Annotated in this window: 13 protein-coding genes; 3 read left to right on the top strand and 10 right to left on the bottom strand. The window is 52.6% G+C overall.

Going from position 1 to position 17,217, the window contains the following annotated elements; all coding sequences use genetic code 11:
• Positions 1 to 50: 50 nt before the first annotated feature.
• The 6 genes from AC0LWM_RS29795 to AC0LWM_RS29770 form a co-directional block, all read right to left on the bottom strand.
• Positions 51 to 1,358, bottom strand: coding sequence for an alpha-L-fucosidase (locus AC0LWM_RS29795; RefSeq protein WP_474678672.1), 1,308 nt, complete (start codon positions 1,356 to 1,358; stop codon positions 51 to 53).
• A gap of 205 nt (positions 1,359 to 1,563) precedes the next feature.
• Positions 1,564 to 3,267, bottom strand: a complete 1,704-nt coding sequence (locus AC0LWM_RS29790) for an ABC transporter substrate-binding protein (protein WP_474678671.1) — start codon at positions 3,265 to 3,267, stop codon at positions 1,564 to 1,566.
• Positions 3,268 to 3,299: 32 nt separating this feature from the next.
• A complete protein-coding gene (locus AC0LWM_RS29785) occupies positions 3,300 to 4,196 on the bottom strand; it encodes a carbohydrate ABC transporter permease (RefSeq protein WP_474678670.1) in 897 nt (298 codons plus the stop codon).
• A 57-nt stretch (positions 4,197 to 4,253) separates the two neighbouring features.
• Positions 4,254 to 5,144 carry an ABC transporter permease gene (locus AC0LWM_RS29780; protein ID WP_474678669.1) on the bottom strand — a complete coding sequence of 297 codons (891 nt, stop codon included), beginning with the start codon at positions 5,142 to 5,144 and terminating at the stop codon, positions 4,254 to 4,256.
• Between the two features lie 241 nt (positions 5,145 to 5,385).
• A complete protein-coding gene (locus tag AC0LWM_RS29775) occupies positions 5,386 to 5,736 on the bottom strand; it encodes a Rieske (2Fe-2S) protein (RefSeq protein WP_474678668.1) in 351 nt (116 codons plus the stop codon).
• A 14-nt stretch (positions 5,737 to 5,750) separates the two neighbouring features.
• A complete protein-coding gene (locus tag AC0LWM_RS29770; protein WP_474678667.1) occupies positions 5,751 to 6,809 on the bottom strand; it encodes an amidohydrolase family protein in 1,059 nt (352 codons plus the stop codon).
• Positions 6,810 to 6,952: 143 nt separating this feature from the next.
• On the opposite strand from AC0LWM_RS29770, the gene AC0LWM_RS29765 reads away from it, so the two are divergent.
• A complete protein-coding gene (locus AC0LWM_RS29765) occupies positions 6,953 to 7,774 on the top strand; it encodes a helix-turn-helix domain-containing protein (protein WP_474678666.1) in 822 nt (273 codons plus the stop codon).
• A 168-nt stretch (positions 7,775 to 7,942) separates the two neighbouring features.
• Here AC0LWM_RS29765 and AC0LWM_RS29760 read toward each other — a convergent pair whose 3' ends face one another.
• The 4 genes from AC0LWM_RS29760 to AC0LWM_RS29745 form a co-directional block, all read right to left on the bottom strand.
• A complete protein-coding gene (locus AC0LWM_RS29760) occupies positions 7,943 to 10,249 on the bottom strand; it encodes a helix-turn-helix domain-containing protein (protein WP_474678665.1) in 2,307 nt (768 codons plus the stop codon).
• A gap of 87 nt (positions 10,250 to 10,336) precedes the next feature.
• Positions 10,337 to 11,341, bottom strand: a complete 1,005-nt coding sequence (locus AC0LWM_RS29755; RefSeq protein WP_474678664.1) for an asparaginase — start codon at positions 11,339 to 11,341, stop codon at positions 10,337 to 10,339.
• A 152-nt stretch (positions 11,342 to 11,493) separates the two neighbouring features.
• Positions 11,494 to 12,246, bottom strand: a complete 753-nt coding sequence (locus tag AC0LWM_RS29750) for an N-acetylmuramoyl-L-alanine amidase (protein WP_474678663.1) — start codon at positions 12,244 to 12,246, stop codon at positions 11,494 to 11,496.
• Positions 12,239 to 13,930: a M14 family metallopeptidase gene (locus tag AC0LWM_RS29745; protein WP_474678662.1), complete on the bottom strand. Its 1,692-nt coding sequence runs from the start codon at positions 13,928 to 13,930 to the stop codon at positions 12,239 to 12,241. The genes AC0LWM_RS29750 and AC0LWM_RS29745 overlap by 8 nt, the downstream gene beginning before the upstream one ends.
• A 447-nt stretch (positions 13,931 to 14,377) precedes the next feature.
• Between AC0LWM_RS29745 and AC0LWM_RS29740 the strand changes: the two genes are divergently transcribed.
• Positions 14,378 to 15,763, top strand: a complete 1,386-nt coding sequence (locus tag AC0LWM_RS29740; RefSeq protein ID WP_474678661.1) for a hypothetical protein — start codon at positions 14,378 to 14,380, stop codon at positions 15,761 to 15,763.
• A gap of 363 nt (positions 15,764 to 16,126) precedes the next feature.
• Entirely contained in the window at positions 16,127 to 16,798 is a 672-nt protein-coding gene (locus tag AC0LWM_RS29735; RefSeq protein WP_474678660.1) for a helix-turn-helix domain-containing protein, read from the top strand.
• The last annotated feature ends 419 nt before the right edge of the window (positions 16,799 to 17,217 follow it).

The following is a 17,217-nucleotide window of genomic DNA, read 5'->3' as shown; positions in this document are numbered from 1 at the left end:
AAGAAGGTTCCCTCAAACAGAGGGAGCCTTCTTCATCAACTCGAAGTCTTCTATTTCAAAAACAGCTCAATGACCGGCACGGCCACGTTCGGCCGCTGGATCGGCAGCGCCAGCGTCAACTTCTGCTTCTCTTCATGGTCGTTCTCGACATGGTCGAGGTGATCGGAAGGCTTGCGCTCATCAGGCAGCTTGATTTCCGACCCGTCGTTCAGCAGCTGCGCGTATTTGACCTTGCCGCGCAGCCCTTCCAAATGAACATGTCCGAACGGCCAGTTGAACAAGTGCAGGTACAGACGATCGCCGCGCTGCGTATAACGGCAATCCGGCGGCGCAACGAACTTGCTTGCTCCCGCGCCGTAAATCGACCGGCCGTGCAGGCGCATCCACTCGCCGATCGCTTCGAGCCGCTCGACCGAGCGCGCGTCGAATTCGCCGCGGCCGTTCGGGCCGACGTTCAGCAGCAGGTTGCCGCCTTTGGACACCGTATCGACCAGCATTTGCACAAGCAGCGGAACGCTCTTCCAGTCGAGGTTGTCGCGATGATAGCCCCAACTGCCGTTCAGCGTCTGGCACGCTTCCCAGATGACTTCCTCGCCGTTAATCTTCATGACCGATTCCGGCTGGTACTGCTCCGGCGTCACGATGCCGCGGTACAGATTAAGCCGGTCGTTCAGCAGGATGTGCGGCTGCAGCTCGAGCACCATTTTCTCCAGCTTCTCGGAATCCCAGTCGTCCTTGCCTTTGCCCTTTACCCAGCCGTAGTCGTATTGCGTGTACGAGAAATCGAACCATAAATAATCGATATGGCCGTATTCCGTCAGCAGCTCGCGCACTTGGCCGTGCAAATATTCGCGGTAGACGTTCATATCGCGGTTTTTCAGCTCGTATTCGCGCTTCGCAACGTCGTTGCGGTAAGGCGAGTAGCCGTCCGGCGTAAATTCCGGATGGTACCAGTCGATTAGGGAATGATAAAGGCCAACCTTGAGACCCTCCGCACGGAACGCTTCCAGCATAATCGCAAGCGCGTCTTTGCCATACGGCGTGTTCGTCACTTTGTAATCGGTCAGCTTGCTGTCCCACAAGCAGAAGCCGTCGTGGTGCTTCGTCGTAATGACGAAATATTTCATGCCCGCTTTTTTGGCCGCCTTCGCCCACGCCGCCGGATCAAACAAATCGGGATCGAAATGGTCAAAATATTTGCGGTAATCCTCCACGCTCATAAATTCACGCGACATGACCCATTCATGGCGAGCCGCCATCGAGTACAGTCCCCAGTGGATAAACATGCCGAAGCGATCGTGCAGGAACCAGTCCGGATTGCCGTAAAAATCAGGATAATATTTGTTCGATGCGCTCAATGTATGTACACTCTCCCATCGTCGTTTGCCCCAAGGGCATTGTTTTCGTGTCACTGTCATTCTAGCAAATCGCGGCGAAGCCGGTCAAAATCAAATCCCGCCTTTTCGGCCGGTAAAACTCTATGCGCTGCAAGCAACCGCCCGCGCAAAAACGCGGCGGAGCAAGCGTCACCGCCCTCCGCCGCATTCCGATGCTGCCGCAAGTTTATTTTTTCGCGTCAAGCGCCGTTTGGTAAATTTCAAGGTAACGCGTCAAGTTCATGTTGTCGAGCGTGCCGACGTAGCTGTCCCATTCCTTTTCGATATCGGCATCGCCGATGACGAAGCGGGATAACATTTCGTCAACATAGTCATTGATCGTTTTCGCCAAATCCGCCACTTCGGAAGCTTGCTCGTTCGTGAAGAACAACGGCGGTACGACGATGTCTTTCGAAGGCAGGTACGGCTCGTAATTTTTCTTCGTTTGGTCATACAAAATAACTTCTAGATCGGTGTCGCTTGCTCTTACGTTGCTCAGACGGAATTCGTTGGAGCGGTACGAAGGGCCTGTTTGCATCCATGCGACGTTTTGCACGTTGCCGAAGTTAACGAGCTGCTGCCATTTCGCCGGCTTGCCGTTGATGCCAAGCTCGCCTTCTTTCGCGTATCTCCACTCGACGTCCGGACGGCCGTAGTTGGCGCGAAGCGTCGCTTCTTCGCTGTACAAGCCGTCAGCCCAACGGAAAGCGACTTCCGGATTTTTCGCTGCTTTTGTGATGATGAACGAGCCTGGCGTGAAGCCGAACGGATCGTATGCCGCGTATTGAACGCCGTTTGGTCCTTTCAGCGGTTGAACGGCTTTGTATTCCAGCCAACGGTTCGATTTGCCGCCGATTTCCGTCCAGATGCCTTGGAAACCGCCTGCTACAGCGCCAAGACGTACGCCGCTTGGATCTTCGCCGATTTGCTTCAATTGGTTGTCGTCTTGCGTGAACGATTCCGCGGACAACAAACCTTCAGCGTACAGCTTGTGCAAGTAAGTCAGACCGTCTTTCCATTCCGGTTTGTTGTAAGCGACGTCGATTTTGCCGTCTTTGATGAACATATGCTTGTTGTCTTTGTTGAAGATCGAGTTGTATACGAACGAGTTCATCAGGAACGCGTCGACCGCGGAACGCCAAGACTTCGGAGAACCGGACAGCGGAATTTCGTCGGCTTTGCCGTTGTCGTTCGGATCTTTTTCTTTGAAAGCTTTCAGCACTTGGTACAGCTCTTCCGTCGTCGTAGGCATCGACAGGTTCAGCTTTTTCAGCCATGGCTCGTAGATCCACAGCTTTTGGCTCATGGAGCAGTGGTAGCAATCATTGATTTCCGGCAGGTCGTAAATGTTGCCGTTCGGCGCCGTAATCGTATCTTTGATGTATGGATTTTCCGCGAAAACTTTTTTCGTTTCCACGCCGTATTTTTCGATCATATCGTTCAGCGGAACGAATACGCCTTGCTCGCCGTAGATCATTTGCTGCGCAGGGGAAACGCCCATGCCGAGAATGACGTCCGGGTAATCTTGGCTCGCAAGCACCAGGTTCAGCTTTTCTTGCATGCTTTGCTCAGGAACGACTTCCCATTCGATATGGACGTTCGTTTTTTCCTCATACCATTTCGTAAATTCGTTCGTCGCGAAGTTTTCGACGAGCGGGTTGCCGCGAACGAGCACCTTCAGCGTCGTTTTTTCTTTGACGATCGGGAACTCGCCTGCCGGCGTCACGACGTCGCTTGCGCCTGCGTCTGCGTTTTTGTCGCCGGAATCCGTCGTAGCGGCGCCTTTATCTTCGGTTTTGGCTTCTTCCTTCGAGCTGTCTTTGCCACAGCCCGCGAGCACAACGGTGAATACCATCATCAGCATCATGCTTAAGAGCACTAATTTTTTCATTCGATTGCCTCCCGTTTTCATATATAAACCGATTACCCTTTTAACGATCCGATCATAACGCCTTTGACAAAATGCTTCTGTACGAACGGATATACGGCGAGCAGCGGAACCGTCGAAACGACGATCAGCGAATATTTCAGCAGCTCCCTCAGGCCCTGCCGTGCCGCGGCCGTTTTCACGTCGGTCAGCATTTCCAGATTCACTTCGTTCTGTACCAATATCTCTCTAAGAACGAGCTGCAGCGGATATAGCTGGTTATCCTTCAAGTAGATCAGCGCGTTAAAATATTGATTCCAGTGCCCGACCGCGTAAAATAACGCGATAACCGCGATGATCGGTCCCGAAAGCGGCAGCACCACATGCCACAAAAATTTAAAATCGTTGCATCCGTCCAGCTGCGACGCTTCCAATATTTCTTTCGGAATCGTCGTTTGGAAATACGTCCGCGTAATAATGACATTCCACACGGTTAACGCAACCGGCAAGATCATCGCCCATCTGGAATCGAGCAAGCCCAAATCCTTGACGATCAAATACGTCGGAATCAAGCCGCCGTTGAACATCATCGTGAAGACGAACAGCAGCATGAACATGCCCCGGCCGCGAAAATCGTCCCGCGACAGCGGATACGCCGCCAGAATCGTCAATATGACATTCACGAGCGTGCCGACCGCCGTATAAATCAAAGAGTTGAGAAAGCCGTGCCAAATGAGCGGATGCTTGAACACCGCCGCGTAACCGTCGAGTGTCAGTTCAACGGGATACAGCCAGACCCGGCCCGATATAACCGCTTGCGACGAACTGAATGAAGCGCTTACAACGTAGACGAGCGGATACAAGATGGTGATCAGAACGACACTGAGTATTGCATAGTTGACAACCGTAAAAATGCGGTCGCTTCCGTTATCTTTTAATCCAACGTTCTCCACGCCGATCCCCTTTCCTGCTTTCTAACCCAAAATTGCTCAACATAACAGACACTTTTCTTACCATAAGCTTTCCTGGCCCGCTTTTTTCGCCGCTTTGTTCACGATGATCAGCAGCAGGAAGCCGATGACCGACTTGAACAATCCGATGGCGGTCGCATACGAGAAATTCATCGCTTGGGACAATAATCCGGTTTTGTACACATAAGTGTCGATGACCTCGGAAGTCCGGACGTTTAGCGGATTTTGCATCAGCCAAATTTTTTCGAAGCCTGTCTCCAGCATTTGCCCCGTATTCAGAATGAGCAAAATGATCGCGATCGGCATAATGCCCGGCAAGTCGATGTGCCATACTCTGCGCAGCTTCGTCGCGCCGTCCATCACCGCCGCTTCATGCAGCGCCGGATCGATGCTGGCTAAAGCCGCCAAATAAATGATACAGCCGAAGCCGGTGTTCTGCCAGACGTGAGACCAGACGTAAATCGATTTGAAATAACCCGCCTCGCCCATGAAGTTGACCGGATCGATGCCGAACCAGCCCAAGATGATGTTGACCAGACCGACGCGCGGATCGAGGAACTGCAGAATGAGACCGACCATGACGACGACGGAAATGAAATAAGGCGCGTACGTCACCATTTGCACGGTTTTCTTGAATGTTTTGTTGCGTACATAGTTGAGGCTCAGCGCCAGAAGAATCGGCAGCGGGAAGCTTGCAACTAATGTATATAAGCTGATGACGATCGTGTTTTTGAGCAAGCGCCAAAATTCGTACGAATTGAAAAATCGCTCGAAATATTTGAACCCCGCCCATTCGCTTCCGGTAATGCCTTTCACCGGACTGAAGTCCTTGAATGCGATTTGTGCGCCGTACATCGGCACGTACTTGAAAATAATAATGTACAACAGCGGAAGCGCAAACAACGCATAAAGCTGCCAGCCATTCAGCATGTCTTTGATGATTCGTCTTCGCAGCAGAATGTGCCACCTCCTCTTCAGCGTGATGTATCCCCGGCCGAGATACATTCAATGTAATGGAAGCGCGGTCATTCGGTAAATAGGAACGTTTTGGTGCGCTATTCACCATTTAAGAAAGCGTTTTTTCCGGCATTATTCACGGCACAAAAAATGTGCATTTCTTTAGAAATGCACGCCGAAACCCGCATCGGACAAGGGAAAATCAACCGATCGGCTATAGCTTGACGCCTAGCTTGCCGTCTTCCAGAACGACATCGTAACGGCGCAGCCTTTTGTCCTTCCGGACGAGCGATTGGCCGGTCCGGATGTCGAATTCCCAGCCGTGCCATGGACAACGGACAATTTCTCCCTCTCTGCCGAAACGATAATCGTATACTTCGGAGGCTAGGTTCGTCCCGCACACCGGACCCTTATCCATTTGCGCGCCTTGATGAGGACAATAATTCAAATAAGCAAAATATTCGCCCCCAACGTTATATATGACCACGGGCCGGCCGGCTACGTCGAATACGCAGTGCTGCCCCTCGGCAATTTGAGCGGCATCGCCCACAACATGAACGGTCATCGCGATTCTCCTCTCTACAACCCGTATAACTGCTTGGCGTTATCGCGAAAAATACGCCTTCTCGCTTCCGGCTTTAGCCATCGCAAAATATGCTCCGGCGAATCAAAGTCCCAATGCGGGTAATCGCTGGAGTAGAGCAATATATGTTCGGCGTCGATCATCTCGAAAATTTGCTTCAGCTGGCCGGGATTGTCCGGCTCCTCAATCGGCTGCGTCGTGAAGAAACAATGATCGCGGATGTAGGCGCTCGGCATTTTTTTCAACCAAGGCACTTGTGCGCGGAGCGCCGTATAGTTTTTGTCCAGCCTCCACATCAGATGCGGCAGCCAGGAAACGCCGCCTTCGATCAGCACGAATTTCAGGCGCGGAAATTTTTCGAACACGCCCTCGCATACAAGACTGGTCAGCTGCGCCATAAAATTCGTCGACAGGCACGTATGCCATTCGATATACCACGTCGGATACCCGGCCGCCGTCGGCGGATTGGCCTGGCCCGCTCCTTCGGCGCCGGGGTGGATCGCCACAGGCAATCCGTTTCGTTCCGCAGCTTCGTAGATCGGATGGAAAAACCGCTGCCCGAGCGGCATACGGGTTGCGCTGCTCATCACGACCTGAACGAACCCGGGGTGCGAGCCGAGCCGGTCGATTTCCTTTGCCGCCAGCAACGGGTCCTGTAGCGCCACGAATAGCGAACCTTTGAACCGGGGGTCCTTGTCGAGCCAGTTGGCGATCAGGCAATCGTTATAAGCGCTCGCTACGGCTGCGGCAAAATCGGGATCGTGGCCAACCGACAGGCTGAACAGGTTGCCGGTCAAAATCGCATATTCCATATCGTACGGCTCCACCAGCTGCTTGATGAGGAAATCGGGGTCCGAACCGACCGCGCCGCCGTCCGGAGGCACGGCATCTTGTCTGCCGACTCCAACAGGGCTGTAATAGCCGGAGTACATCAAGCCAAGCCCGGCCCGGGCCACCCGGTCCTTCCACGGCTCCGGCAAATACGGCAGCAGGTCCCGCTCGCTGCGCAATGCGTTATGTACGTCGCAATCGATGATTTTGAACTTTTCACTCATCGTTCGTTGCTCCTCACTTGGTATCGTTGTATATTGAATTTAATACAACCTGGATTGGATAGCCATGAACGATAGAGGCTCTTTTTGAATGATTCAATCATCGGTTCATTTTTTAAGATAGCCGCGAGGGAGATGAACGCATCTTGTTTGAATTCAAATCGGTCATCTTCGACGATCGCATCGAAAGATGGCAAATCGATGACGCGCTGGTTCCCCACCATATTCTGATCTTTGTTTCCGGAGGAAAGGTCATTTACCGGATCGCAGACGAAACGGTAGAGCTTCATCAGGGAGACGTGCTGTTTATTCCATCCGGCACCAGCCGTTCCTGCCGCAACGACGACGCCGGGGCGCATCAGAAATATTCGGTCCACTTCACCGCTTCCGGCGAATCGGGTGCGATGCTGGATGTTATGCAGGATCGCGGTTATTTCAAATGCCGGGTGACCGGCGCCGATTATTTCCGCCAGCGCTTCGCGATGCTGCTGTTGCAATGGCTTGATCCGGCGGCCGAGGGGCATCTCATCTGCGAAGGGATCTTGTTGGAGCTGATCGGGAGAGTCATTTATGACGCGCGGCAGCAGCGCGGCTCCGCCACGAAGATGAGCTTGATCAACCGGCTGCAGAACTACATCGTGCACAATTATCGCAAGCCGATTCGCCTGGCTGATCTGGCAAATTGCATCGAACGTACCCCGAACCATGTCACGAAATTATTCAAGGAAGTGCTCGGCCAAACTCCCGTTGATTACATTCACCAGGTGAAGATTTCCGTAGCTTGCGAATTGCTGAAGGGAAGCAACATGACAGTCGCGGAAATATCCGAACATCTGGGCTTCTGCGAGCAGTCGTATTTTCACCGCATATTCAAGAAATTTACGGGGGTCGCCCCGTCCGCCGTGCAGAAGGGAGTGGCTGCTGCCGTTATTCCGCTTCCGGGCGCAAACAAAAGGAGCCAAGAGTAATTGCTTGCGGCAGCGGGTCGAATATTCGGGATGCAACGCCCGCTTCTTGAAAGATGCAATGCAGCGCCTCAGCGGATGCAGAAGCTTCACGGGACACAAAAAAGGACTGCCTAAGCCTGCTGCATCAAGCTTGCCGACAGTCCTTTTGTGCAGATAAAAAGTTCGCGGTTATGCATTTTTCCCGCCTTCGGTCAAGCTGCTGCGGAAGACGGTCGCGCTGACGCCGTTTGCCCGCTTGAACGCGCGGCTGAACGTATTCAGCGAGTTGTAGCCGACCTTCTGCGCGATCTCGTTCACGGCCAGACCTTCGGTGAGCAGCCGTTTCGCTTGGCCCATTCGGACGTTCTCCAAATATTCCGAGAAGTTGACGCCCGTCTGCTCCTTGAAGAAAGCCGAGAAATACGCTTCCGAGACGTGGAATTGATCGGATAGCGTCGTCAAGCTGAAGCTTGGATCCATGTAGCGCTCATGAATGAAGTTTATAACATCTTCCTTGAGCCCTTCGTTGTGGCTTTTTTTGCGTTCGTGAACGATCGAGCAAATGTCCATGTACGTCGACGTGATGAGCGGGTAAAACTGTTCGATGCCTTTGTCGGCGTCCAGCTTCAGCACCGCTTCCAGCCGCTGCTTCATTCGCTCGTCCTGGATGGCGAGCTGCTCCGAAAGCTTCACGATGCTTCCGATCATCTCGAAAGCGAGCAGCCGCAGCATCGTTAGCGACAGATGCCGCTCGTGCACGTTGATCTCGTATAGATTGGCGAGCAGCTTGCCCGCTTCCTCCGCGTTGCCGGCCTTCACGAAATTGATCAGCCTCTGCTCCGCATCCTGCGGGTAATAATACGCTTTGGCCGTTTGCGGCAGCCCGTCGTAATAGATCGGCCCGGACTGGCTCATCCGCTTGACGCCGTGCAGCGCCTGCCGCGCTTCTTCATACGAACGGGAAACGTCGAAGGTGCTTTCATAAATGCCGCCGACGCCAATAAGCGGCTGCTGGCTCAGCTGCTCCTCCATCCTCCCTGAAATTTCGCACAGCAGTTCATTCAGCTGGCTTTTGCACCGCTCGGCATTCCCTGCATCGCTTGTATATAGCAATGCGATTTTATCCTCGTCGACGTCATGCGGATATACGCCGTCAGGCAGCAACCCGCGAAGCATCTCGTTCACGACGATCCGCTTCACGTTCAGCTCCTCCAGAATATCCTTGCTGATCGCGTCGTCGTTCGCCCGCAGATGCAACAGCGCGACGGCATGATACGGCGATTTCGGCCGAATGCCGATATGCTGCATCGAAACGTCGATATCGTTGCGCGTATAGAAGCCGCCCTTGAGCAGCCGCTCGAAAAAAGCGGAGCGCACGTAGGGCTGCTGCTCTTTGATTTTCACGTGCAGCTCCTCGTTATTGTGCATGAGCGCCGTGATCGTATCTTCGATCATGCCGTAGGCATCGCGTTTCTTCGGCTGCTCGCTCTCTCCGCCTTGGGCGATCATCCGCACAAGACGCTGCAGCGGCTTGCTGTTGCGGTATGCGAACACGCTGGCGACGATCAATCCGACAAGAAGCGAAACGCCAAGCACGGTGAGCGTTATGCCCTTTATATAATTCACCTTGCTTAGCACGATGTTCGTAGGCTGCGCCGCTACGTACGTCCACCCGTTATACGCGGATTTCGTATACGTTACGAGCATTTCCTTGGAGCCGATCGTCCGCTCGAACCACGGGTTATTGCCATCCACCGCAATCGGCTTGATCGGCTCATCGTCTCCGGAAATATAGCTGATGACATTGCCGCGCTGGTCGGCGATATAAGCGAAGCCGCCGTCCGTCCGGTCGAAACCGTCCAGCATCTTGCGGATTTCCCGGTTGTCGATCAGGACGACGACGGCCGCATTGGAATAATTCGGCGTTCCGAGCGATTGGATGTAGGTGACGATGGAATAGCGATTTTTCATAAAAGTCGCCGGCTTGGCCGGAAAATATGTTTTCGAATAATACGAGCCGAGCACATCCTTGCTCCACTGCTCGAAGCTGGTTCCGTCGTATTGCAGCACGAGATTGTAAAACTCCCGCATCGTGTACGCTTTATTTTTCGAAATGACCAGATCGCTGTTCTTGAACGCGACGAAATAACCGAAGATGAAATGGTTCGACAAGCTGTATTCGGCTAAGCTTTTGTTCGTTTCGATAACCCGGTACGTATTCAGCCCTTTAAACGGTTCCTTGACATATTGAAAAGATATGATTTTCGGATTCCATAAAATTTGCTGCATAATCGATTCGGTTTCCGCGAACCTGCGGTCAAGCACGTTTTTGCTCTGGTCCAGCATCGTTCTGTTTTTATCGATGATTTCCTGCTCCACGAGGTTAAACGTCTTGTCGTACATAAAAAAACCGATACATAACGAGATGAGCAAAATGACCGCATACGGAATGAAAAAACGGAGTATGAGTCGATACGTCCCTCGTTGTTTGTTCATTGGGTCCCCCTGTAACTTGAAATAAAACGCTTACATTTCGAGTGGAAAAGCTACCGGCCGCCTCGATAGGCTGGCCGGTAAGCCGATTTATACGGTTTCGAGCGTAAATACCGCTTGGCTCTTGCCGACAATGCGTTGGTTGTCGTTTTTGATTTCCACCGGAAACTCCTCGTACAAGCGGCGGATCGTTTCTTTGTTCTTGTAGTTGATTTGCTCGAGAATCGTAGCGACGATCAGCGTCCATTCGTCTTCGGAGCCGTCGAGCACTTTCAGCGCGAAGCTTAGACCTTCGTCGCGCAGGCTGAAGCAGTATACGCCTTTCGCTCCGCCTTTGGCGACGATGTTGCTGTCGCGAAGCAGCGAAGAGCAAATGCGGTCCGTGCCGGCAACCATTTCGTAGTTCTCGTTCATCAGTCTCGTAATTTTGATGACCGCTTCACGGATCTCGCTGTCCTCGATCAGCTCGGGACGCGCCAGCTTCAAATAAGCGATCGCCAGATGGTTAAGCGGCAGCGCGAATACCGGGAAGCCGCAGCCGTCCGTGCCTAGCACGATTTGCTCTTTCGGATATTCGGCCAGCATCGCCAGCGTCTCGAGAATTTCTTGCTGTGCCGGATGCTCCGGCTCATAGTAGTCTTCGAGGCTATAGCCCATTGCTTTGCACAGCGCGAGCACGCCGTAGTGCTTGCCGGAGCAGTTATGATAGATCCGTTTTTTGCCTGTGCCTTCGCGGATGACCTTTTCTCTCGCGGCTTCGCCCAGCGGAAGGGTCGGCATGCAGACGAGCTCATCCTCGACAAGGCCGATCTTCTTCGCCATCGATTCCAGCGCCTCGACGTGAAACGATTCCGCGCGGTGCGATCCGGTCATAATGGCGGCTTCTTTACCGGACAGGCCGTATTTCTCGATAATGCCGTGCTTCACGCCGGGGATCGCCTGAATCGGCTTGCCCGCGGAACGCAGGTATGCCATGTAGTCGGCATCCCCAACAACATATTTGATTTTGCGATCGTAGGATACGCCGCAAATGTGACCGCGATGCACGCATTCCACCGTATTGCCGCGAATTTCTTCCACCAGAACTTTTTCCATGATTGTAGGCTCCTTCTGTCGCTTTGTTATGAAGTCTTATATTTCAAGACAAAAAGAATGATCGGTTCCTGTACGGAAACATCATTCTTCGATACTTGCGAAGTTTTGAAAAACATGTACGGATCAAGTGTACCGCTTTCGTTCGAGGCAAGTCAAGACGTACGAAGGTTGGAAATGTACTGCTTGATGCCGGTGAACATTCCTTCGGCCAGCTTCTCCTGATATTTGGTGTCGGATAGCATTTTGTCTTCCTTCTTATTCGTCATAAAACCCATCTCGACGACGACGACAGGAACTTTGGACCAATTGAATCCGGTCAAATCGCCCCGCTGCACAATGCCGCGAGACTTGGACCCCGTGCTGCTCTTAAGGTTTTTTTCGATGAAGGAAGCCGCTTGTTTGCTGGCGGCCGCGATGGCTTTCGTATAACTTTCCGATTTTGGGTACAATACGGAAAAACCGGAGGTCGATTCCTTCGTATCGCCGTCGGCATGAACGCGGACGGCAAGATCGGCCTTCGCCTCGTTGCAGAACTCGGCGCGCTCCTTGTTGCTCATGTTCACTTCGTGTTTTTCCCGCGTCATGACGACTTTGTAGCCTTCCTCCTCCAGCTTTTTCTTCAGGAGTAAGGATACCTCGAGATTCACGACATATTCCGGCTTTTTCGTGGCAATGCCTTGTGTGCCGGATCTGACTTTCTCCTTGACCGTTTTCGAGCCCGGGGCAATCGGTTCTTTGGCGTTGTTCGATTTTTTCTGGTGGCCGGGATCGATGCAGATGACGCGCTTGCCAGGATCCGATTTCGACTTGTTCTTGTTATCCGCGGCGATGGCCGCCGTTCCCGTCGTAGTACCGAGCATGCAAGCCAACACAAGCGCTGCCAGACGTTTCCATGATTTATTCATTGATGCCTTTCGCTCCTTTCGCCTGCTCGGACGTGCCTGCCGTTTCCTTCGGCTGCTGCTGGGACTGCGGTTGCGCGTTCTGCTCGACTTGTTTGTTCGAATCGGCTTGCTGTTTCGCATCGGCTTGCCGGGTATTCGTCTGCGCTTCTTGACCGGGCTTTTGCCCGGTTTCGTTCTCGCTATCCGCCGGCATATCGTTCGCCTTTTCTTGGGAGGATCCTCCCGTTGCTTCCGTAGGCGTTCCTTCTTGATCGACGGCAGCCGTATGTTCAATCTTGATCCATTTATCGCCGAGCCATGTCTCGATCCGGTACCAGCCGTTCCACTTCTCGAGCGGTTTCAATTGCTGCGGCCCAATCGTGGACGGGAGCGGCTTGGCGCTTAACGGCGACTCGTACAGCGGCGTATTTTCGGCAACGTTCACTTCAATTGCAGCCTCCTCGCTAATTCCTTCCGCAACGAGCGAGGCAGGCATCCACTTAATGCCGAATGCGGATTCTACCGCGTACATATCCCCCTTCATCTTGACGACCGTGACCGGGCCCGCTTCGATTGTTCCGGCGACGCGCGATTTGACGCTTGGCTCGTCGTAAAGCTTTGTCTTCTGGAATATGCGCATTTCCGCGCTTACCGGGACTCGCTCCTGGCGCGCTTGCCACAGATTATACCCTTCCGAGGCCAAATAAAGGCCGACCGCGCGATTCTGCCCCCAGATGGAATCGAATTCCGATAGCGGGACATGCGTCGATCCTGAAAATTTGCCAAGCTCCGGCGTTAATCCCGGGCGTCCGAATTGTTGAATGAACCAATCGGTGAAGCCTCCCCCCGACGGGTTCGTTTGCGGAGTCATCAGACTATACCCCGTCATATTCGCCACGGTCGTGGCGATTTTCCGGTCGCGTGCGACATTGTTTTTGTCGGTATGAAAATGCCAATACAGCACTTCGCCCGAGGAATGATAGGCGAGCGCAATTTCAGGTTGAACCTGCTTCGTATACGCGATGAGTGCCGCCGTTTCTTTCGCTTGCACCGGCTGCTTCCCTTTGTAGTTCATATAAGTAGGCCCTGCCGCCGGGTTCTTGATCCCTCCCCAATCGGCCGGATATTGGCGGTTTAGGTCAATGCCCTTGGCGTTGGCCTTCCATCGTTTGAAGTTTGTGCTGCCTTGATTCATTTTGATCAGCTCCGGCCAATCGGCCTTCGGAAATGCTTGCAAGCCCTGCTGCTGCAGCGTGACGCCATCGGGATTGACCATCGGCACGAACCGGATCGTCGTTTGCTCCAGGATGCGCTTGACCGCCATATTGCCGATCGACGCGTCTGCAGCGTAAGCTTGCGCGTAACGGTCGATCATATTCATGATCAGGATGGTCGATATCCATTCCCTTGCATGGTGAGAGCCGTTAATCAATATGCCCGCCGGCCCTTTCCCCAATTCAACGGCGACAAGCTCCCGGCCGTATTCGCTTTTCCCGATCGTTTTGTAGCGGACGAGATCCGGGTATTTGCTTGCCAGAGCCTTAATGTCTTTGTACATCTTCTCGTAAGAGTACACCTGATACGGATTGACGATGCTATCGCTGCCTTCGGCTTGTACGGTGCCGGCAGTCCATGACGGCACGACGGTCCCGCATGCGAGGGCTGTCGCGACGATGCAGCTCCATAGCGTAATTTTTTTCTTCATGTTTTCTCCTCTCCACACACAAAAAAAGATGCCTCCCGCATTCGGCAGAAGGCAGCGTATATAGGACAAAAGACCGAGTCGATCAAAAACGGTTAACGCCGTTTGGCGAAACCTATAAATCTTAAATCTCTGAACGAAGCACGAATCTCTTATGTCTATTTATGCCTTTACACCTGCTGAACGTTCGCTAGTCGAGCGGCACTAGATTAGTTCGACAGGAAGAAACATTTTCCTGCTAGTTTCGACAGCATAACTCGTAGAAAAAGACCAAAAGCCTTACGGAGACTGGGCTGAGCGTTTTAATAAAACTTTGAAAACGTCATATGGCCGCCCAACTATTTGCCATTGACAACGTTAAAGCCGGATGCTATGATTCTTTCTACTATTCCAAGTTATTCAATTGGAATTAACGGGATAATAAAAGTGATTTATTTCTAGGAGGGGTTCATGATGAATATTCGTACAAGCAAATGGAGCCGTACTATTGCGAGCTCGTTATCCGCTGCCGTCTTATTCGCCGTTATTTCCGGGGGAGGAACGGCCTTCGCCGATACGGGTGCGGCAGTGAAAAGATCAACCCCAGCTTCCGTTGCCGAATACGCGCAATATCTAAAGCGCAACGGCAATGTGAGCTTCGATGACAGCATCTCTCGCGGCGAATTCATACAGGCAGTAGCTGAAGCTCTGCATCTCGAGCCGTCCGGCAAAGGCGGCAAACCGGCCGATTTGGGCACAGACAGCCCCTACTACGAGGCGGCGCTTGCTTTATTGGAGCAGGGAATCCTAACTCAGTCCCAAATTCGCGCCCAAGCGCCGCTGCTCGAAGCCGATGCCGTATATATCGCCGTCAAAGCGGCGGAATTGAAGGAGCTTGCTTATACATACCCGCAAGACAAAATTAAAGCGGCTTTGAGCCGGCTGCATATCGATCTTGATCAACTGCCCGGCTTAACGCTGCAAGCGTCCCAAGAGCTGGCCGCCGCGGTCGATACCGGACTGCTCCCAAGCGAAGCTTTTGCCGCCTTCCAGCACGACGGGGTTGCTACCGCCGATTTTGCGACTCTCCTGCTGGGACAAGTCGTTTCGGCCAAAGGATTGTACAAAAATTATATCGGCAGCGTGTCCGACAGCGATATTTTCCGCAACGTGGTTCAAGCTTGGAAAACACAGGACATCATCAAAGCCGACGACTTGCAAAAAACCGTGAACGAAGCGCTCAAGCAAAATCTCGTGACCGGCTACAACCTGAAGGATACGCGCTTTAACGCGAATTTTGATCCGGCGCTTTCGCTTACCTACGGACACAGCGACATCACGCACGCGCTGCAGTTGATCGGATTGCTGCGCAGCGAAGGCATCGACGCCAAAGTACAGCTGGAGCCGAAAACATCCGCCTTCATTTATTTGAAGGAATGGGGGGAACCGGTTCAGACCGCCGATTACCAAGTCGTGCAAATCGAAAACGGCAATTATATCGCTTACGCGAAGGAATACGATATCGCCTTCGAATTCGCTAGCGCGGAGCAGAAAGCCAAGTTCCAGGACATCATTCTGAAATACGCGAAGAAAAACAGCGAGGATGCTAAAGGACTGATCTACGGCTCGTGGTGGCAGCCGCTCTATTATTCGCTGACGGAGATTCAAGACTATAAGGAAATCTCGAACAACTTCATCGCCAAAGGCAACTATATCGCGCAGTCGTTTTCGTTAAACGACAAAACGGCCGCCATCGCGGCCGGCATCAAGAAGATCGACAAGGACGCCGAGGTAACGAGCTACCGTTTCTGGGCGGACGAGCCTTTCTATAATTATTTGTTGGGTGAGTATAAGTAAGGGAATTCTGGGCTGCCTAATTTAGCAGCCTCGGGTGACCCCAGCCAACGGACTAGCTAAGTGGGGACTTAACTGAGTCGATCTCGGGTGGTTCCCCTAAGTGGGGGAACCTAGCTGTCCCCCTCCGGTGCACTGACCTAGTTGGATTCCCTTCGCCAACCGGATCAAACTGATCTCTCATCCGATCACAAACTATTACCGAATCGATAGAATGAAAGTACTGGTCGCAAGCAAAAGGTTACCTTATAATACTTGATAGAGACGAAGAACGTCCCGATATTCCGATTTGAACTTTGACCCGATAAGGGTCTTCCGTTCAGAAGAATGAGGGGCGTTTTTATTTTTGATGAGAGGATGATGGAAGTGGCATTGGAAGAAGCATATGATTCCTTTATAAGGCAACACCTCGATCTTAGAACCGGAGAGCGCCGCGGCAGATTGGAACGAGGGCATCGTCATGCGGAATCGCTTTTTCTGCAAAATGTATGGTGGCCGCTCCAAGGCAACTTCGATCATCTGCATCCCGAATACGAAGTATTGGATTGGCGCGGCCGATCCTATTTCGCCGATTTGGCATGGCTGCCGGGGCATGTGAAGCTTCTGTTCGAGATCAAAGGCTTTGCTTCTCATGTTCGGGACATGGACCGTCACAAATATTGCAACGAGCTGAACCGCGAAACCTTTTTGTATGCGATGGGTTTTCACGTCATTTCTTTCGCTTACGATGACGTGGAACAACGTCCCGAGTTATGCATCACTTTGCTGCGCATGGTGCTCAGCAGGCATCAGCCTCAACAGGCGCCGGTCTCTCGTGCACAGTTTGCCGAGAAAGAGATCATCCGTCTTGCGATTCAATTGGCCGACCCCGTTCGGCCCAAGGATTTGGCGGATCATTTTGACATCGATCACAGAACCGCCGTCCTGATGCTGAAGAAGCTGTGCGATAAAGGCTGGCTGCACCCCGTTAGCCGGGATCACGGACAGCGTGTCACCCGTTACGAGCTGGCGCGCGGTGTGCTGGAATACTTCGACTAGTCGCTGGAAGGAGTGCAGGGAACTACGAAATCGTGTGATTGCAATTTGCGGGTTGCGGGGTTGCGGGGTTGCGGGGTTGCGGGGTTGCGGGGTTGCGGGGTTGCGGGGTTGTTGCATGACTTTGGTCAACCACATTGGGGATCTGGGATGGGGTGATCGACAGCGATTATGAGTCTACATTTTGCAATTCGCGGAGTAGCTGTTACCTGTGGATTCTCTTTTGAGGCGAACAAGTGCAGGTTGGGGGAATTAAGGGAAATGGAAAGTAAATTTGTTTTGTTTTCTAGGCGGTTGTTTGGTTTAAAAGTGAGTTTGTAGCTAGAATAAAAAGTGGACACCCGTTAAGTGAATTAGGATAATGGTATTTACGAGAAGGGGTGTCCCACATGGAAAAGCAACAACGTAACCAATACACGGAA

The organism is Paenibacillus sp. sgz302148 (genome assembly GCF_056120465.1).
The sequence above is the reverse complement of the archived record's forward strand: the minus strand, read 5'-3'. Positions and strand labels throughout refer to the sequence as shown.